This is a genomic window from Halomonas sp. H33-56 (assembly GCF_040147035.1).
Classification (GTDB): domain Bacteria; phylum Pseudomonadota; class Gammaproteobacteria; order Pseudomonadales; family Halomonadaceae; genus Halomonas; species Halomonas litopenaei.
Window position 1 is genome coordinate 3,529,265 of record NZ_JAMSHP010000001.1, and the last position, 19,025, is coordinate 3,548,289.

Below are 19,025 nucleotides of genomic sequence, written 5' to 3' on the forward strand. Positions count from 1 at the left end.
GAAAGAGTCATTGAGATCAACACCTTGATTCTAGCCACCGAGCCTGGGATGCAAGGTTCTGTGGATGTTTGAAAACTTCAGGGAGCACTGGGTCGTATTGACAATGCCATCGTCTACAGCGGGCTTTCCTGAGCACTGAACCACTTCTCCTTTAGCGGTTTCGAAATCCATCAACTTCGGCCGATAGCGCCTGGAATCGGCCAGCAGCCCCCTATCGAGAAGTCCCCTTACGCAAAGCGCTCCACCAGAAAGTCGATCAGCACGCGAACGCGTCTGGGCAGCAGGGTCGTGGCCGGCCGCACGATGGACACTGTCGTCGCCTGCTCGCTGGCGACGACGTCATCGAGCAGGCGTTCGAGCCGACCCGCCTGAAGATCCTCGTCGACCATGTACGCGGGTAGGCAGGCGATGCCTCGCCCCTGCAGACAGGCGGCGTGCAGTGTCTCCAGCGAATTGGAAAGAAACCCGGGTTGCGGGAGCCTGCTGTCCTTGATTCCCCACATGACGGCGCCCCGGCCCTGATGCAGGAACAGCCCCACATGCCGGGGCAACTCATCTTCCGCCAGCGGCCTGCCGTGGCGAGCCAGGTAGGCAGTTGCGGCGCAGATCAGCCGGGGATGCGCCACCAAGGGCCGAGCGATCAGGCTCGAATCGTCAAGCGTGGCGCTGCGAATCGCCAGGTCCATACGCTCGTGCACCAGATCGACCATCGCGTCGGTCAACGTCAGGTCGATCTCCACCGCCGGATAGCGCTCCATGAACGCCAGCAGCAGCGGCATCAACCGCTGCTTGCCCAGCGCGGTGGGCGACGTGAGGCGAATACGCCCGCGCAGCTCGCTGCGGCCTTCGGCGATACCCTGTTCCACCTGGGAAAGCCGCTCCAGCAGCCCCCGGGTCTCGCTGGCGAAGGTCTCTCCCGCTTCGGTCAGGCTCATTTGTCGCGTGGAGCGCAGGATCAGGGGGACACCCAGCCGCTGTTCCAGCCGGCTGATGCGCTTGCTTACGGCCGAGTGGGTGACGCCCAACTGGCGGGCGGCCCCTGAAAAAGTGCCGGCGTCGATGACGGCATGGAAGACGGAAAGTTCGCTGACAGTATCCATCTGTTCCTTATAGTCACAAGTCCTGTGCCTCGACAAGGGATTATCGCTGCCCCGGCGGCGTGCCAGGATGGCGGCTCCTGCTCAGGTGCCGTTCTACCGTTCCCTTTTCCCTTCCCATCGACGCTCGGAGTTTGCCCATGATCCCTTCCTGCGACACCGCGCACGACGACAACGACATCGGTCCGCTGTTCTCGCCGCTGACGCTGCCCTGCGGCCTGGTGCTGAAAAACCGCATCGCCAAGGCGGCCATGTCGGACTCACTCGGCGATGGCACCGGTCACCCTACCGAAGCCCAGGGCCGGCTCTACGAGCGCTGGGCCCAGGGCGGAGTCGCCCTGTCGCTGATCGGCGAGGTACAGGGCAGGCCCGATGTGGCCGAGAAGCCCGGTAATCTAGTCTTGAACGAGCACTCGGATCTGACGGCCTTCGAGCGACTGGCACAACGTGGCAATCAGCATGGCAGCGGCCTGTGGCTGCAGCTCGGTCACGCCGGAGCGCTGGCCTATCCGCCGACCAGTGTCGCTAGGGGCCCCAGCGCCCTCGACCTGCCGGGTCTACGCTGCGCGGCCTTGAGCCCAGACGAGATCCACGCCCTGCCCGATCAGTTTGCACGCACCGCCGCACTGGCCAGGGCGGCAGGCTTCGCCGGCGTGCAGGTCCACGCCGCCCACGGTTTCCTGCTCAGCCAGTTTCTTTCCCCGCTGTTCAACCGACGCGACGATGCCTACGGTGGCTCGATCACGGGACGCCGACGCCTGCTGCTCGAGGTGATCCAGGCGGTACGCGATGCCGTGGGGCCGGCGTTTCCGGTGGCGGTCAAGCTCAACGCCAGCGACCAGCTCGAAGGCGGGCTCGACCAGGAGGATGCGCTCGAGGTGGTGAAGTCGCTGGACAGCCAGCCCATCGACCTGATTGATATCAGCGGTGGCACCTACTTTCCCGGCGCCCGTTCTGCCTCAGACACGGGCACGGCGGCTGGCAGCCCCTACTTTCTGGCGTTTGCACGTCGGGCTCGCCGACACACGACGCTGCCGCTGATGCTGACCGGAGGCTTCAAGACACTGTCCCAGGCACGCAGCGCGGTGGATGAAGGGAGCGTGGATATCGTCGGACTGGCCCGGGCCCTGGCCATTAAGCCCGAGCTGCCCCGCCACTGGCAGCAAGGTCAGAGCGCGGGCCCGTCCTTCCCACGCTTCGACACCCCGCCCGAGGGCGGCATCACCGCCTGGTACACCATGCGCCTGACGCAATTGGCCGAGGATCGCGACGACGAGTCGCCGGGATCCCTCGAGCAGGCGCTGACTGACTACGAGGCCCGCGACCAGACCCGCACGCTAGCCTGGTGTCGCCACTTCTATTCGACCCCGGGTTGATGCTGCGTCGTGCCCCAAAGCCCCTGAACGCTTCCTCGGCCCTCGCGCTCAGGCCTGGTGGCGCTGCCTGAGCGTCTCGATCACCTCTCCCAGACGACGCCTGGCCTCGCCGTCTGGCTGCTCGGCGACCAGATCATCCAGCACCTGAACCACGTCGGCGTCACGGCGAGCCCGCGCCGCCTTGCCAGTCTTGTCGCCCGCGTCGTTTGCCAGCAAGGCGCAGATCACCCGGTCCAGAGTACCGAACAGAAAATCGATGCTGTAGCCGGCGAGAAAGCCCAGGGCGGCGCCGCTCAGCGCCACCTGTGCGCCCTGATCGGTGGGAATCTGGGAGACGAACAACACGATGGCGCCACCGGAGAGCGTGCCCAGCACGATGCGATTGACATGCTCGCCGATCCGCGCGGGATCGAAGGTGCGACTGTACAGCCGGGTCGCGGTCACCCGCAGCACAAAGGCGAAGGCCCCGAGGGCACCATAAAGAAAGGGCTCTGTGTGGCGAAGTCCCTCGTAGATAAAGTCGAGCGCGGTATTCCAGTGGGTCCAGTCGAGCCCAGAGGACGGCCGGCCAGTATCGATGGCGTACATCAGCACGTTGGAGCCGATCACCGCCATCACCACCGCCCCGGTCCACCACCAAAGGCGAATCAAGTACTTGCCGGTGCGGCTGTCGCGCATTCGACCATCGCTGTCCGGGCGCGTCGCCGCCAGGGTACGAGGCGAGATACCTGGGTAGAGCCGGGACAGGCGCCGGTAGCAATCCACCACGCCGGCCAGTTCTTCGGTGGTCAACAGCTCCTTGCGATCGGTCTTTTCCTTGGCCACGAAGTAGGCGGTCAGGTCGATCTCCGGCGGGTAACCTTCGAACTCCTGGGCGTAGTCCAGCAGCGCCGTGGTGTCGTCGAGCAGCTTGCGGATACGCTCTCCGCAGCCATCTTCACTGCCGTTGCCGTTGCCGTTGCCGTTGCCGTTGCCATTGCCGTTGCCGTTGCCGTTGCCGTTGCCGTTGCCGTTGCCGTTGCCGTTAACATTGTCACTATCGCTGCCGCCGTCGGCATCATCGTCCCTGCGATCGCGACGAGGCCCCTCCTGCTCTGAACTGCTCATCGACAGTGTCCTCCCTCGCTTGCCTGGGTGCGCTCGTCCACCACACAGATCAGGCCGTTGATGGTGTAGCTCTCGCCATCGGTATGAACGACGATGTGGCGATTCTCGACGTAGGCCCCCAGGTAGCTTCCACCTTCGCCCTGGCGCGTCTGGAACAGCAGCGGTGCCGGGCTGAGCTTGGCCAGGCGATCCAGCGGAGCCTGCCGCGGCAGGCGATAGCGCAGGTTCACTCCACCATCGCCGACGCTGAGCACGGCCACCTCGGGTCTCAGCGTCTGCACAAAGGTGTCGCTGGTGCTGGTGTCGGAACCGTGATGATTCAGCTTGAGCACGTCGACGTTGCCCACCTGGGCGGCGACGAAGGCCTCCATGGGTACGCTGCGAGCACCACCTCCGGTGAGGTCGCCGCCGGTGAAGTAGCGAAAGCGCCCGTGCTCGATGATCAGTGCCACGCTGCGGGCGTTTTCCCGCCGTGGATGAAGTGACTGCTCACCGACCTCACAGAAACCGATATCCCCGGCCAGGTGCCGGCCGCCCGCTGCGGCCACCTGGATACGGGTGTCGGCGCCCAGGCGCAGCTGGGGATGATCGGGACGACAGTCGGGGATAAGCTCGACCAGCCGCGCCCCCACGGCCCGGGCCGCCGCCAGGTACTCGCCGTACTGGGTGTCGCGGCCGGTGGGAGACAGCACCTCGGGCTTGATGCCGGGTCGTTCCAGTACCGTCTCGACGGTGACGCCCGCCTCGATGAGTTCATCGAAGCCACCGATATGGTCGGCGTCATAGTGGCTGGCGAGAAAATAGTCGAGTCGATCGATCCCCAGTGCGATCAGGGCCGGCGCCACCACCCTGCGGCCATCACCGCGATTTCCCGCATCGATCAACAGACTCTGACCGCTGCCGGTATCCACTACCAGGGTGGCGTCACCCATGCCCACGTCGAGGTGCAGGATGCGCAGGTCGGCGAGGGCCGGCGTCGTTGCCAGGCAACCCAGCAGCAGAGCCGCCCGGACCAGGGCACTCGGACGCCAAGCCGCCAGTAAACAAGCCGCCTGTAAACAAGACGCCGACACTCGCAAGGCCCGCATCGCCAAGGCGGGTGCAGCTAAGCCTGGTATAACAAAGCCCGGTACAACAAAGCCCGGTACAACAAAGCCCGACAGCAGACGATGGAACGCCCGGCGACGAACCCCGTCCCCGAGCAGTACGCAGCTCATCCTTCACGCCTCATGCAGCATAGGAAGTTACTACTTACTTACCCTAGACTGCACAGACGGTGCTGGCGAGCCGTATCCTCCACGCCTGAACCGGTTTCGGGGCCTGTTCCGGGGCCGGCACCGAGCCCGCGGCCAAGTCCCGCGCATCGCGACAGGTCAGTGCGCCAGGTCAGGGCGACGTGGCTGCCACCGTCGCCGCCTCGCCGGTCTGCACCTGCCACTGGGCGGCGTAGCGCCCGCCCCGGGCGATCAGCTCGGTGTGGACGCCGCGCTCGACCACCTGTCCGCGCTCCATCACCACGATCTGGTCGGCGTGGACGATGGTCGAGAGCCGGTGGGCGATCATGATCACGGTACGCTCACCGCCGATGCGCGACAGCGAGCGCTGAATCGCCGCCTCGGTCTCGTTGTCCACCGCACTGGTGGCCTCGTCCAGCACCAGCACCGGGGGATCCTTGAGCAGCGCCCGGGCCAGCGACAGACGCTGGCGCTGCCCGCCGGACAGGCGCACGCCGCGCTCACCGACACGGGTATCGAGGCCGTCCGGCAGACGCTCGATGAACTCCCAGGCTTCGGCGGTGCGTGCCGCGGCGATGACCTCCTCATCACTGGCCTCGGGACGGGCATAGGCGATGTTGTCACGCACGCTGCCCTCGAACAGGTAGACGTCCTGGCTGACCAGGCCGATGGCGTCGCGCAGCGCTCCCTGGCGAAGCTCCGCCACCGGGACGGCGTCGAGCTCGACCCGCCCCTGGTCGGGGTCGTGAAAGCGCAACAGCAGCTTGATCAGGGTCGACTTGCCGGAGCCGGTGGGCCCGACCAGCGCCAGGGTACTGCCGGCGGGTACCGCCAGCTCCACAGCGTCGATGCCGGCGCCGCTGCCCGGGTAGTGAAAGCTCACTTCTGCAAAGCGCACCTCGCCACGCACCGGCGTCTTGAGCTCACGGCGTCCATCGTCACGCACCCGGATCGGGGTAGCGATCAGATCGAGGATGCGCCGGGTGCTGGCCATGGCCCGCTCGAACAGGTCGATGACCTGGGCCAGTCCGGTCAGCGGCCATAGCAGCCGCTGGGTCAGGAACACCAGCACGCCGTAGGCGCCGACGTTGAGCTCACCGGACAGCGCCTGCATGCCGCCGACGATGAAGGTGGCCAGAAACCCGGTGAGGATCGCCATGCGGATCACCGGAATAAAGGCCGAGCTGATACGAATGGCACGGCTGTTGGCGTCCACGTAGGCCTCACTGTCGGCCTTCAGCCGAGCCGCCTCGCGGGCCTCTGCGGTAAAGCTCTTGATGGTGGCCATGCCCTGAATATTGTTGGACAGCCGGCTGGACAGCACCCCGACCTTCTCACGCACGTCGGCATAGAGGGGACCGGCCTTGCGCTGAAACACGAAGGCACCCCACAGGATCAGCGGCACCGGGGTAAAGGCCAGCAGCGCGATCAGCGGCGACAGCACGAAGAACACCGCCCCTACCGCCACCACGGTGACTGCGACCTGGATCAGTGAGTTGGCACCGCCGTCGAGGAAGCGCTCGAGCTGGTTGACGTCGTCATTCATGGTGGCGACCAGCTCACCGGACGAGCGCGACTCGAAGAAGCCCATGTCCAGGCGCTGCACGTGCTCGTAGGCGTCCTGGCGCAGGTCGGCCTGCAGGCGCTGGGCAAGATTGCGCCACAGGATCTGATAGAGGTACTCGAACAGCGACTCGCCGGCCCAGATAAAGAAGGTCAGCACCCCCAACACGATGATCTGGGAGCTGGCCGAGACGAAGCCGAGCCCCGCCACGAAGCTCTGCTCCTGGTTGACCACCACGTCGATGGCCACCCCGATCAGGATCTCGGGGGCGATATCAAACAGCTTGTTGATCATCGAACACAGGGTGGCGGCGACGATCCGTCGACGATAACCGCGGGCGTAGCGCAACAGGCGCCCTAGCGCCTGCAGGCTGGATGAGCGGGACACGGCGTGAACTCCTTGTTGTCGCACCACAAGGGCGACGACCAATCCAGACGGCGCCCTGACCGGGGCACCAACCAAAAGCGCCGCGGCCCTGGGGGCCGCGGCGCGGGTCTTGCGCTAGCTCGGATGACGTCGAGACATCGACGTCAGGCCGGCTTCGCTCAGGCAGTGGCGGCCTGGTAGCGACGCTCGACTTCGTCCCAGTCCACCACGTTGAAGAAGGCGGCGATGTAGTCGGGACGCTTGTTCTGGTACTTCAGGTAGTAGGCGTGCTCCCACACGTCCAGACCCAGCACCGGAGTGTTGCCGTGCATCAGCGGGCTGTCCTGGTTCAGGGTGTTTTCCACCACCAGGGCGCCGTCCGGAGTGACGGAGAGCCAGGCCCAGCCAGAGCCGAAGCGGCCCAGCGCGGCCTTGGTGAAGGCATCCTTGAAGGCGTCAAAGCCGCCCAGTTCCTTCTCGATGGCCTCACCGACCTTGCCCTTGGGGTCGCCACCACCGTTCGGGGACATCACGGTCCAGAACAGCGAGTGGTTGGAGTGGCCGCCGCCGTTGTTGATGACCGGCTGGCGCTTGTCTTCCGGCAGACGCTCCAGGTTGGAGATCAGCTCGTCGACCGGCAGGTCCTCGAGACCGGTGCCTTCCAGGGCGCCGTTGAGGTTGGTGACGTAGGTGTTGTGGTGACGAGAATGGTGGATCTCCATGGTCAGCGCATCAATGGAGGGTTCCAGTGCGTCGTAGGCGTAGGGCAGTTCCGGCAGAGTATGTGCCATGGTGATACCTCCTTCCTTGTCGAAATTGGGCTGGGTTCAGGGGGGATAATCGTATCCCACTCACCAGCTTACGTCATCGTGGGCCTCATACTATAGGCAAGACGCGTTCTTCTCGCTAGCGTGCTCCACGCCAAACGCATTGCCCGCCTGGCGGTGTCGGCATCCCTGCCGTCGTTGAAGAGGCCCGATGTCGTGGACCACAGGGTGTCATCCTTTACGCCCCTTCTACAAGGGTTGATCAATAGTCTTTCAGCGCAACGCCTCCCTGACGTGCATCATTGACAATAACAAACAAATTGATAACCATTCCTATCCATTATCTTTCCTGCCCGGTCGCCCGGACCAGCCTGCCCGGACCAGCCAGCCCAAGCCACCCTGCCCCAGTCACCCAGCGGAGCCGTCTTCATGTTCGATCTTCAGTCCGCTTCCTTCGCGATCCCGGGCAAGACCCTGCTGTCGCCGACCAGCCTGAGCTTCGATGCCGGCCGGGTCCACGGACTGATCGGCCACAACGGCTCCGGCAAGTCGACCCTGCTCAAGCTGATGGCTCAGCAACAGCCGGCCAGCGAGGGGCGCATCCTGTTCAACGGCCAGCCGCTCGAGGCCTGGGGGCGCCGCGCCTTCGCCCGCGAAGTGGCCTATCTGCCGCAACACCTGCCCAGTGCCGAAAGCCTGACCTGTCGCGAGCTGATCGCCTTTGGTCGTTACCCCTGGAAGGGGCTGCTGGGTCGCTCGCGGCGCGACGATCACGAACACGTGGCGCGAGCCATGGCGCTGACCCACACCGAGGGCTTTGCCGATCGCCTGGTGGACACCCTGTCCGGCGGCGAACGTACCCGGGTGTGGCTGGCCATGTTGCTGGCCCAGGGCAGCCGCCTGCTGCTGCTCGATGAACCGCTGGCGGCGCTGGATATCGCCCATCAGGTGGAAGTGATGACCCTGGTACGCAAGCTGTCGCGGGAGCTCGACCTGGGCGTGGTCATCGTGTTGCACGACATCAACATGGCCTCACGCTTCTGTGATCGCCTGGTCGCCCTGCACAGCGGTCGCGTCATCGCCGAAGGCGACCCGCAGACGCTGATGACCGGCGACCTGCTCGAGGACATCTACGGCGTGCCGATGCAGGTGATGCCCCATCCCTCCGGCGAACACGCGGTGGCGCTGGTGCAATGAGGTTGTCCTTGAATGTCCGCCGTGCTCTGACTGTCCGCCGTTCTATGGTGTCCCTGGCTTCCCTGCGCTTGCGTTCCGGCCTTTTTCGCTCGGGTGGCTACCATAGCTTGGTGTGGCTGGCGCTGTCGGCCTGGCTGCTGGCGTCTCCGGCCAGTGCCGCGCCGCGTATCGCCAGCCTGGACTGGACCCTGGCCGAGACGCTGATCGCACTTGACGCGCCACCGGTGGCGCTGGCCCAGGTCGACGACTACGAAAGCTGGGTGGGGCTCGAGGCGCCGCCAGGTGCCACCGACATCGGCCTGCGTACCCAGCCGAACCTGGAACTGCTGTCCGAACTCGACCCCGACGCCATCGTGATCTCGCCGATGTTCGCCAACCTGGCGCCGCGGCTTTCATCGATCGCCGAGGTCAAGCAGCTCGCCATGTACAGCGGCGAGGGCACCTTCTGGTCGCAGTCTCTGGCGCTGACCCGACAGCTCGGCGAACTGGTGGATCGCGAAAACGCCGCCGAGGCATTGATCGAGGAGACCGAGGCCTACATCGCGGACATCGCCGCTCGGCTGCCCGAGGACACCCGCCCGCTATTGCTGCTCCAGTTCATGGATGAGCGCCACGTGCGCCTGTTCGGTGAGCACAGCCTCTACCAGGCGGTGCTTAGGCGCATGGGCCTGACCAACGCCTGGCGAGGCGCCACCAATGCCTGGGGCTTCAGCCTGATCGGCATCGAACAGCTGGCCAATTATCCCGAGGCCCGCATCGTGGTGGTCGAACCCTATATCGCCGGGGTGCGCGAGGCGCTGGCCGACAGTGGCCTGTGGCGCCATCTGGGCAGCGTCCAGCGTGACGACGTCGTCACCCTGCCACCGGTGTGGAGCTTCGGCGCCCTGCCCTCGGCCAGGCGCTTTGCCACCCTGCTGGGCGACGCCCTCTCCAGCAACATGCCAGATACTCGCGCTCCCGATACTAGCCCCCCCGACACCAGCGCTCCCGGCACCAGCGCTTCCGATACCCACACTCTCGGCACCAGCGCTCGCGACACCAGCGAACGGGCCACCACACCGGATCAGGCACAAGGAAATACCGATGCTCGCCGCTGAATCCCGCGCCCGCCGTACCTCCGCGCTGGGCATCACCGGCCTGGTGCTGGCGCTGGCCTGCATGCTGGCCGCCTTCTACTCCCTGGCCGAGCTGGGCGGCCCACAGGCGGCGCTTGCTGCCCTGACCGATTCGGGGGCGCTCGGCGCCAATGAACCGCCAAGCCCGGATACGCTGGTGCTGCACTATAGCTGGTGGCCGCGCCTGGTGATGTCGCTGAGCGCCGGCGGCGCCCTGGGGCTGGCCGGGGTGCTGATGCAGCAGGTGCTGCGCAACCCACTGGCCGCCCCCACCACCCTGGGGGTGGCCAGCGGCGCCAATCTGGCGCTGATGGTCGCCACCCTGATGGCGCCTGGCCTGCTGGTGCTGGGCCGCGAGTGGGTGGCGCTGGCCGGCGGTGGCCTGGCCATGGGACTGGTGTTCGCCCTCGGCTGGCGTCGTGGCCTGTCACCCGGCGTCGTGGTACTCGGCGGCCTGGTGGTCAATCTCTACTTCGGCGCCCTGGCGGTGGTGCTGTTGCTGTTCAACCAGGAGGCGCTCAAGGGCGTGCTGGTGTGGGGCGCCGGCTCGCTGGCCCAGAACGGCTGGGACGGCGTGCTCTACCTGTTGCCGCGTCTGGTGATCGCCGGCGCCCTGGCCATCTGGCTGCTGCGCCCGCTGGCGCTGCTGGAACTGGACGACGCCAGCGCACGCAGCCTCGGCGTCTCGCTCAAGTGGCTGCGCCTGGGCGGGCTGGGTCTCGCGGTCTTCATCACCGGCTGTGTGGTGGCAGTGGTCGGCATCATCGGCTTTATCGGCCTGGCGGCGCCCAATATCGCGCGCATGGCCGGTGCCCGGCGTCTGCCGGCGCGGCTGGGTTGGTCGATCGCGTTCGGCGCGCTGCTGCTGGCGGTCACCGACCTGGTACTCCAGGGCGGCGTCGACGCCCTGCCTACCCTGCTGCCCACCGGGGCGACCACCGCCGCCCTGGGGGCACCGCTACTGCTGTGGCTGATCCCACGCCTGCGCCTGACCGCCCGGCGTCCACCGCCCAGCTCGAACCCGCAGGCCCTGCGTGCCGAGGCCCCCGGGCGCCTGCTGCTGGTGCTCGCCGTGCTGCTGGCCCTGGCGACCCTGGTCGGCATTCTGATCGGCCAGTCCAGCACCGGCTGGTCGTCGAGCCTCGACGGCGACGTTCTCGACTGGCGCTGGCCGCGCATCTTCGCCGCCGCCGGCAGCGGCGCCCTTCTGGCCATCGCCGGCACCCTGATCCAGCGGGTCACCGCCAACCCCATGGCGAGCCCGGAACTGCTGGGCATCAGCGGTGGCGCGGCGATTGCGCTGATTCTCACCATCTTCCTGGTGCCAGCGCCGAGCAACCTGACGCTGGTGGGCGCCGGCACCGTTGGCGCGCTGGTCGTGCTCGGCGTGCTGGTGGCGCTCAATCGCGCCAGCGGCTTCCAGCCAGAGCGCCTGCTGCTCAGCGGCGTGGCGATCACTGCGCTGTTCGACGCGGTGCGCTCGATCGTGCTGGCCGGCGGCGACCCTCGCGGTCAGCAGGTCATCGCCTGGCTGTCAGGGTCGACCTACTACGTCGACCCGGCCTCGGCGCTGGTGGTACTGGGTATCGGGGCGCTGGCCGCCGTCGCCGCTCAGGCGCTGACTCGCTGGCTGGATATCCTGCCGCTGGGCGCTGCCACCGCCAAGGCGCTTGGGATCCACGTCGAGCGCGCCCGCCTGGGCCTGCTGGCGACGGTGGCGATACTGACCGCGGTGGCCACCCTGATCGTCGGTCCGTTGTCCTTTGTCGGCCTGCTGGCGCCTCATATGGCACGTCTGTTGGGGCTGTCCCGGGCACGCGCGCACCTGGCCGGGGCGGCGCTGATCGGGGCGCTGCTGATGGTGCTGGCCGACTGGGTCGGCCGCCAGTTGCTGTTTCCCCAGGAGATCCCGGCAGGCCTGGTCGCCTCGCTGATCGGCGGCAGCTACTTCATGTGGGGGCTGCGAAAGTTGTAAGCTAAAGGCGTCTTCGGTGACAAAGCCGCTCCGCCAACGAGGGAATCCCGATGCACGACAGCCTGCCCCTGCTCCGTCCTTCCCTCGCCCGTCTGGCCCTCGGCGGTAGCTGCTACTGGTGCCTGGAGGCGGTCTATCAGTCGCTGCGCGGGGTCGAATCCGTCCACCAGGGCTGGGTCGCCGCCGACGGCGAGCACTCGGACTTTCATGAAGCCGTGGTGGTGGACTATGACCCCTCTCGCCTGCCCCTCGACGTGCTGATCGAGATCCACCTATACACCCACCGGGCCACCGCAGACCACCAGCGCCGCGGCCGCTATCGCTCTGCGGTCTATGTGCTGACCGAGTCTCAGGCAGCTTCTGCTCGAGACACCCTGGCCCAGTTGCAGGATGACTTCGACGCGCCCCTGCTCACCCGAGTACTGCCGCTGGTGGACTTTCGCGCCTCGAAGGAGGACTACCACGACTACTTCTACAGCGACCCGTCGCGGCCCTTCTGCGAACGCTGGATCACCCCCAAGCTAAAACTGTTGCTCGAGCGCTTCGGCGACGTCGCCGACGGCGAGCGCCTGGCCCGGGCCGGGGTAACGGCGGAGGGCGGCCAGGGCCAGAGCTAGAGAGCTAGAGAGATAGAAAGATAGAGAGATATGGCTATAGAAAGACAGGAATAGCGATAACACTCGGACCGCCTAGGCCCGCTGTTCTTCCACCGGCAGCCTCCATGCCAAGACGCCCGACCGGGAAAACCGGTCGGGCGTCTCGATTCAGCGAGTTGATCAGCGGGGCTGGAAGCCCGCCACTGGATCAGAAGCGGTACTTGATGCTGCCGACCACGCTGCGCTCCTCGCCGTAGTAGCACCAGTATTCGCAGCCTGAAACGTACTCTTCGTCGGTCAGGTTGTTGACGTTGACCTGGGCGGTCCACTGGGGCGTGATGTCATAGCTGACCTTGGCGTCCCACAGGGTGTAGGAGTCCACCGTGGCATCAGAGTAGCGCGGGCTGTCCTTGGTCTCGCCCACATAGCGCACACCGCCCCCCAGGTTCAGACCGTGCAGCGCTCCCGGGACCGCGTAGTCCAACCACAACGAGGCCTGGTTACGCGGGATCAGGCCGGCGCGCAGGTCGCGCTCCTCACGGCTGATATCGACGCGTACGTCGGTATAGGTGTAGGCGGCGGTGACCTTGAGGTCGTCGGTGACATAGCCCACCCCCTCGATCTCGAAACCCTGGGACTCGCGCTCACCGCCCTGGCGGTTGGCCGACTCACCGCTGGTATAGAGGGTATCGCTTTCCTCGAGGTCGAACACCGCAGCAGTAATATAGCCATCCAGCCAGTCCGGGGCATACTTGACGCCGACTTCCCACTGCTCGCCCTCGCTGGGACGATAGGCACGACCATCCGGATCGGTGCCGATCTGCGGTGAGAAGGACTCGCTGTAGCTCAAGTAGGGCGAGATGCCGTAGTCGCCCAGGTACATCACGCCGCCGGAGAAGGTGGTCTCGTCCTCGCTGCCGCCACCGTTGTCCTCCCCGTCGATGCGGTTGGTCACGTCCACGCTGTCATGACGCAGGCCGGCCAGGAAGATCCAGCGGTCATCCAGACGAAGCTGGTTCTGGGCGTAGAAGCCGAGTTGTTCCTTGCCTTCCTCGTGATCGGTTCCATTTCGGGAGCTCGGAGTAAAGTTGCCGTACTCCGGATCGAAGATGTCGAAAGGCGAACCGAAGGCGAAATCGTCGTAGTTGTCGTAGTCAATATCCAGATCCTGGTAGTCGACGCCGACCAGCAGGGTGTTCTCGGTGCGATCGCTGTACCAGCGGCCGATGGCGCGGGTATCCACCGTGACCGCGTCGAAGTCGCCGTCGCGATAGGTCAGGCCGCGCTGGGCGTTGCGGTCGTCCAGCAGGTAGGACACATAGACGTCACGCTCGAGCAGATCCAGATGGCTGTAGCGGAAGTTCTGCTCGATGTCCCAGGTATCGTTGAGACGGTGGGACAGTTCGTAGCCCAGCGCCCACTGCTCGTGTTCCTGGCGCTCGTAGTCCGGCTCTCCCAGGTTGTCCTCGGGGTCGAGCTTGCCGAAGGGGGTGTTGTCCACGGTGCCGTAGGGCAGCTTGAAGCCGTTGGTAGGCGTGCCGTGGTCCTTCAGGTAGCTGGCCAGAAAGGTGACGCTGGTATCCTGCGACAGATCGAGCTCCAGGCTCGGCGCCAGATAGACCCGCTGATTGTCGGTGTCCTCGATCTGGCCATCATTCTCGCGGAACAGTCCGACCATGCGATAGCGCACATCATCGCGCCCTGCCACAGGCCCCGAGACGTCGACGCCCACCTGCTCGTGGTCGTCGCTGCCGTATTGCAATTCGATCAGCCCCTGAGGCTCGTCGGTGGGACGCTTGCTGATGGCGTTAATGACACCCCCGGGAGGCGCCTCGCCATAGAGGATCGAGGCCGGCCCCTTGAGCAGTTCGACGCTCTCGAGGCCGAAGGTCTCGGTGCTCCACCAGAAGTAGCCGCCCTCACGAAACTGACGCAGGCCATCCTGGTACAGTGAGTCCTCGCCATTGAAGCCGCGAATATAGAACCACTCGGCCTTGTTGTCCTGGCCGAACGGCTGGGATACCACACCGCTGCGGTAGCGCAGCACCTCGTCGTACTTGTTGACCTGGCGGTTATCGAGTTCCTCGCGGGAGACCTGGGAGGTAGCCCGAGGCGTCTCGAGCACCGGGGTCTCGACCTTCAGCGCCGAGGTGCTCACCACCATGGTGTCGCTCGTCACCTCGGTGACCGCCTCCTCCTGGGCAAACGCCATCCCCGCCCCGGCAAGTGGGGCCAGCCCCAGCGCGAGGCGCACGGCGATGGCAAGCGGGCGACGGGAGACAGGGCTGCCGGGCAGGAAGTCGGTGAACAGTGGGCTGGCGGATGGACGGGGACTGGCGGGTTGCATGCGGTAGGCCTCGGAGCGCATCGAAGACGACAACGAACGACGTTGAACGTTCGTGAAACATCTACGGCATGCTAATTGTTTTCATTTTTACACGCAATCAAGACCAGCTTTCATTTACATAAATCCCGCCAAAGGCCGATGTCGATCAAGGGCTGCGAAACCACCTCGCGCCATCAGCGACACCAGAGCGACCCATTAACCACAGGCACACGAAAGCCCGAACAAGCCGTGCTCGGGTGCGAGGGAGCCAGGCAGGGGGGATGGATGAACCGCTGGATGGTGGCGAGAGCGCTCTACCGGCTGAGCGAATCGCCCTACAGCGGATCGAGCCGGGCCACGGCATCACGACTGGCGGCCTCGCGGCTGGACCCGGTGAGTTCGACAAGCTGCCCTGCGCGCATCTCGAACAACCGGTCGGCGTGCTGAAAGTAGTGGTCGTCGTGGCTGATGGCGAACACCGTCTTGCCCATGTCCTTGAGTCGCGGCAGCAGCTCACGATAGAACACCCGTCGGAACTGCGGGTCCTGGTCGGCGGCCCATTCGTCGAGCAGCAGGATATCTCTCTCCTCGGCCACCGCCATCAACAGCGCCAGCCGCTTGCGCTGCCCCTGGGACAGCTCCGGGTTGGTGACCCGCTGGCCGTCGAAGTGAAGCTTCTCGCGCATCGCCAGGTACTCGAGCCAGTCCTCGACCAGCGCGGGGTCGGCCTTGTCACCGCCGGGGCCTATCAGGGTGTCGAACTGGTGGAAGTCGGTGTAGACCGCGGAAAAGCGCTGGCGATAGGCGCCCATCTCAGCGGCCCCCACCTCCTGGTCGTCGATCAAGAGACGCCCCTGGTGGGGCCGGTAGAGACCGGTCAGCAGCTTCGCCAGGGTCGACTTGCCGCTGCCGTTGCCGCCGATCAGAAATACCAGTTCACCACGCCGCAGGGTCAGGTCCAGCGGCCCCACGGCGAAACCCGGGCCTTTCGACGCTCGTCCTGCCCCGTCGTCTTCGTCGGACGCTTTAGCGGGCTCGGGGTAGCGAAAGGCCACGCCTTCAAGGTGCAGTCGCTGCCAACGCTCGCCATCTGCCTCCTGCACCCCGAAGTCGCCCTTGGCCTCGGCCAGATCGAGTCCACGCAGCTTGTCGAAGGCCACTTGGGCGCTTAGCAGCGTCGGCAGTGCGCCCACCGCCGAGATCAGCGGGGTACGCAGGAACAACAAGGTCAACGAGAAGGTCGCCGCCACCTCGGTGGTGGCCCAGCCAAGCCCATTGGCCAGATAGAACACCACCCCGATGGCGCCGAGCATCATGATATTGGAGACATTGACCGCGCTCAGGTGATAGGTGTCGGCGCGGATGACATGGTGACGATAGCGGCGGGCATCATGGTCGTAGGTGTCCTCGAACAGGGCTCGCGCCCGGGCACGATTGAGCGCCAGTTCCTTGCGTCCATCGATGACCGCCTGATAGTCGCGATAGAGCGAATCTTCGGTCGCACGAACCTGGGCCAGATGGCGGTAGACCCGCCCTACCAGCCAGGCCCCTCCTGCCATGGTCAGCGTGACCCACAGCGCGGTGACCAACAGCAGCCCGGGGGACAGCCAGCCGAGATACAACGCCGAGCCCAGCGTCAGCACGATGCCCTGAACCAGCTCGGGCAGACGTACGAAAGCGATGGTGATATTGCGGATATCGCTGGACAGACTGGCCAGTAATTCGGCGCTGCCCAGGCGTTCGAGGCGCTCGATATCGGTATCGAGGATCTGCTTGACCAGGCGGCCTCTCAGGCCATAGACAAAATGATGCCCCAGGGTGGTCAAGGCCAGCTGAGAGGCCAGAGTCACGGCCAGCAATGCCACGATCACCCCGAGAAACTGCGGCAGCACGCCGAGCGCATCTCCGGACACCTCGATCAAGCGGCGGTTGATAAAGGCGATGGCGCCGATACCCAGTCCGGCACTGGCAAGGCTCAGCAGCATGACGCCGATAAAGGGCCAGCGATAATGACGAAAGACGACGCTCAACAATTCCACGAAACAGGACCTCGAGGGGCGGGCCAGACGGCGCTTTCGCACCGCTTATACGGTGTCGATCGTCGCCCTGGCCATGATAATGCGGACAAGGGGCCGGTATTGTCCCAGAGGCAACACACCATGGAAAGCCGCATGCGCACCTGACTTTTCAAACAGGGATCATCCCTGAAATAGCGCCAGGTCGGCTCTCTCGAGCACGTTTGAAACAAGCTCTGTGGTGGCGTCATCGATAGGCAACAGAGCCTTGCATGTTTCTTTCACAAGACTGGCTTGAAATCTTGTACATAACCTCCACAATGATTCGTGCAACATCGCAAGTCGCAGCACAGGAACCCGCTGCGACCGATGACATCGCTGGAACCATCCGCGAGAAGGAGAAATGGAATGATCCGCAAGAATCTGCTGACTACCGCTATCGCAAGCACCGTCTTCGCCGGCACCATGGCCGTGGGCACCAACGCCTTCGCCGAGCAGAACACCGCTCAGAATAATGGCGCCGGTAACCAGCAGCAGGCTCAGGGCCTCTACTCCGCCGATGAGCTGATGGACGCCGACGTTTTCGCCAAGGGTTCGAGCGAGGATGAAGTGGGCGAAGTCGAGGACATCCTTCTCGACAATGACATGAAGGTCCGCGCCATCGTCGTCGAAGCGGGCGACCTGCTTGACCTCGGCGGCAGCGAGTATGTGGTCGAAACCGGCAACTTCACCGTGCAGACTGCCAACGGCGACAGCCTCGACAACATCGAGTACAGCGTTCATCTGGACATGACTCAGGACGAGGTGTCCCAGCTGCCCGAATACACCGATACCTGGTGGAACCAGACCAAGTCCAGCGTTCAGCAGGCCTGGATGGACACCAAGGAAGGCGCCCAGAGCGCCTGGCAGACCACCAAGTCTGCTACCGCCAACGCCCTGACCAGCGCCGGCAACGCCATCGAAGGTGCGGGCGACAATGCCCAGGACGCCGCTCAGGACGCTACCAACTAAGAGCGATCCGAAGCTGACGGGCAGCACCCGTCAGTCAGCGAACACACCCGGCCTTCGCGCCGGGTGTGTTGCGTCTGGCTCCCCGAATTCGCTTCCCTAAAGGCCTGCATACCCGTTCGGCCCCGCCAACCATGACCCGCCGCCGACTATGCCTCGCGCCGACTAAGCCTCGCGCCAACCAGGCCCTGCCGACCAAGACCTGGCGACTAGGCCTCGCGCCAACTAGGCGCTGTCCGAAAAGTCGACGAGCGAAGGTTAGACAAGGCAAAAATCGGTAAGACAGCGCAGTTTACGGGGTGTAAATGAGCATGTTGATCCGATTTTTAACGCCGTATTACCGAGCGCAGGCACTTTTCAGACAAGCCCTAGGCCCTCCGACTAAGCCCGGCCAGCAATGGCTTGCCGGTCAGCGGGTCTTCCACCAGCGAGCAGTCCACGTCGTAGAGTTGCCTGACCAGTGCCGGCGTCACCACCTTTTCCGGCTCGCCCTCTGCCACCAGGCGCCCATCGCGCATGGCGACCAGGTGATCGGCGTAGCGGCAGGCGCTGGAAAGATCGTGGACCACCATGATCACCGTACGCCCTCGTTCCACCAGCCGATGCAGCAGTTCGAAGACCTCCAGCTGGTGGCCCAGATCCAGCGCCGAGGTGGGCTCGTCGAGCAGAATGATCGGCGTCTGCTGGGCGATGGTCATGGCGATCCAGGCGCGCTGGCGCTGACCGCCGGACAGGGTATCGAGGGCGCGTTCGGCCAGGTCCTCAAGCCCCGCCGCGGCGATGGCGCGCGCCACCACCGCCTGGTCCTCCTCGCTCCACTGGCGATACCAGGCCTGGTGGGGCTGGCGCCCGAAGCGAATCAGGTCGCTGACGCTCAGCCCCTCCGGGGCCGACGCTTCCTGGGGCAACAGGGCGATGCAGCGGGCCAGCTTGCGCGCCGCAAACCGCTTGAGGTCCTGGCCTTCGAGCCAGACGCGCCCGCCACTTGGTGCATGCAGGCGGGACAGCCCGGCCAGCAGCGTCGACTTGCCGCAGCCGTTGGGGCCGACGATGGCGGTGAGCTTGCCCCGCGGGATCGTCAGGTCGAGACCATCGATGACCTTGTGACGGCCGTGGCAGAGCACCAGATCCTCGACCACATAGGGATGCGGCACTGCGGTGTCCCGCTGCTGGCCCGAATCCGGGTGCGAAGCCACCTCAGCCCGGGGAATCCCATCGGATCGTGAAGACAGCGTCAGTGACATCAAGGTCCCCTTGCACAAGCGCCCCCGGCCGCCATTG

14 protein-coding genes are annotated in these 19,025 nt (G+C 65.3%); 6 read left to right on the forward strand and 8 right to left on the reverse strand.

The features are described 5' to 3' along the window. Positions 1–227: 227 nt before the first annotated feature. On the reverse strand, positions 228–1,100 hold the full coding sequence (locus tag NFH98_RS15075; RefSeq protein ID WP_108448298.1) for a LysR family transcriptional regulator: 873 nt from the start codon (positions 1,098–1,100) through the stop codon (positions 228–230). A gap of 137 nt (positions 1,101–1,237) precedes the next feature. Between NFH98_RS15075 and NFH98_RS15080 the strand changes: the two genes are divergently transcribed. After that, positions 1,238–2,473 (forward strand): oxidoreductase, encoded by a 1,236-nt coding sequence (locus tag NFH98_RS15080; protein ID WP_348826960.1) that lies wholly within the window; start codon positions 1,238–1,240, stop codon positions 2,471–2,473. A 48-nt stretch (positions 2,474–2,521) separates the two neighbouring features. Here the strand turns inward: NFH98_RS15080 and NFH98_RS15085 are convergent, their stop codons facing one another. The 4 genes from NFH98_RS15085 to NFH98_RS15100 all read right to left on the reverse strand — a co-directional run bounded on the left by NFH98_RS15085 (position 2,522) and on the right by NFH98_RS15100 (position 7,536). After that, on the reverse strand, positions 2,522–3,580 hold the full coding sequence (locus NFH98_RS15085) for a hypothetical protein (protein WP_349622918.1): 1,059 nt from the start codon (positions 3,578–3,580) through the stop codon (positions 2,522–2,524). Beyond that, the gene (locus NFH98_RS15090; RefSeq protein WP_348814709.1) at positions 3,577–4,653 is read right to left on the reverse strand and encodes a ComEC/Rec2 family competence protein; all 1,077 of its coding nucleotides are present in this window, start codon (positions 4,651–4,653) and stop codon (positions 3,577–3,579) included. Before NFH98_RS15090 ends, NFH98_RS15085 begins: the two co-directional genes overlap by 4 nt. 313 nt (positions 4,654–4,966) lie before the next feature. Further along, positions 4,967–6,766, reverse strand: coding sequence for an ABC transporter ATP-binding protein (locus NFH98_RS15095; RefSeq protein ID WP_348826963.1), 1,800 nt, complete (start codon positions 6,764–6,766; stop codon positions 4,967–4,969). A gap of 158 nt (positions 6,767–6,924) precedes the next feature. Continuing rightward, positions 6,925–7,536 carry a superoxide dismutase gene (locus tag NFH98_RS15100; protein ID WP_045992322.1) on the reverse strand — a complete coding sequence of 204 codons (612 nt, stop codon included), beginning with the start codon at positions 7,534–7,536 and terminating at the stop codon, positions 6,925–6,927. A 405-nt stretch (positions 7,537–7,941) separates the two neighbouring features. Between NFH98_RS15100 and NFH98_RS15105 the strand changes: the two genes are divergently transcribed. The 4 genes from NFH98_RS15105 to NFH98_RS15120 all read left to right on the forward strand — a co-directional run bounded on the left by NFH98_RS15105 (position 7,942) and on the right by NFH98_RS15120 (position 12,416). Further along, the gene (locus NFH98_RS15105) at positions 7,942–8,709 is read left to right on the forward strand and encodes an ATP-binding cassette domain-containing protein (RefSeq protein ID WP_045992323.1); all 768 of its coding nucleotides are present in this window, start codon (positions 7,942–7,944) and stop codon (positions 8,707–8,709) included. Positions 8,710–8,819: 110 nt separating this feature from the next. After that, positions 8,820–9,806, forward strand: coding sequence for an ABC transporter substrate-binding protein (locus tag NFH98_RS15110; RefSeq protein ID WP_231498627.1), 987 nt, complete (start codon positions 8,820–8,822; stop codon positions 9,804–9,806). Then, positions 9,793–11,799 carry a Fe(3+)-hydroxamate ABC transporter permease FhuB gene (fhuB, locus tag NFH98_RS15115; protein WP_348826965.1) on the forward strand — a complete coding sequence of 669 codons (2,007 nt, stop codon included), beginning with the start codon at positions 9,793–9,795 and terminating at the stop codon, positions 11,797–11,799. The genes NFH98_RS15110 and fhuB overlap by 14 nt, the downstream gene beginning before the upstream one ends. A 50-nt stretch (positions 11,800–11,849) precedes the next feature. Continuing rightward, a complete protein-coding gene (locus tag NFH98_RS15120; protein ID WP_348826966.1) occupies positions 11,850–12,416 on the forward strand; it encodes a peptide-methionine (S)-S-oxide reductase in 567 nt (188 codons plus the stop codon). A gap of 187 nt (positions 12,417–12,603) precedes the next feature. On the opposite strand, the gene NFH98_RS15125 is transcribed toward NFH98_RS15120, so the two are convergent. Further along, a complete protein-coding gene (locus tag NFH98_RS15125) occupies positions 12,604–14,742 on the reverse strand; it encodes a TonB-dependent siderophore receptor (RefSeq protein ID WP_348826967.1) in 2,139 nt (712 codons plus the stop codon). 314 nt (positions 14,743–15,056) lie between these two features. Then, entirely contained in the window at positions 15,057–16,760 is a 1,704-nt protein-coding gene (locus NFH98_RS15130) for a multidrug ABC transporter permease/ATP-binding protein (RefSeq protein WP_348826968.1), read from the reverse strand. A 384-nt stretch (positions 16,761–17,144) separates the two neighbouring features. Here NFH98_RS15130 and NFH98_RS15135 point away from each other — a divergent pair, with 384 nt between their 5' ends. Beyond that, positions 17,145–17,747 (forward strand): hypothetical protein, encoded by a 603-nt coding sequence (locus NFH98_RS15135; protein WP_052704314.1) that lies wholly within the window; start codon positions 17,145–17,147, stop codon positions 17,745–17,747. Between the two features lie 365 nt (positions 17,748–18,112). Here the strand turns inward: NFH98_RS15135 and NFH98_RS15140 are convergent, their stop codons facing one another. Continuing rightward, the gene (locus tag NFH98_RS15140; protein ID WP_083970345.1) at positions 18,113–18,988 is read right to left on the reverse strand and encodes an ABC transporter ATP-binding protein; all 876 of its coding nucleotides are present in this window, start codon (positions 18,986–18,988) and stop codon (positions 18,113–18,115) included. Between the last annotated feature and the right edge of the window lie 37 nt (positions 18,989–19,025).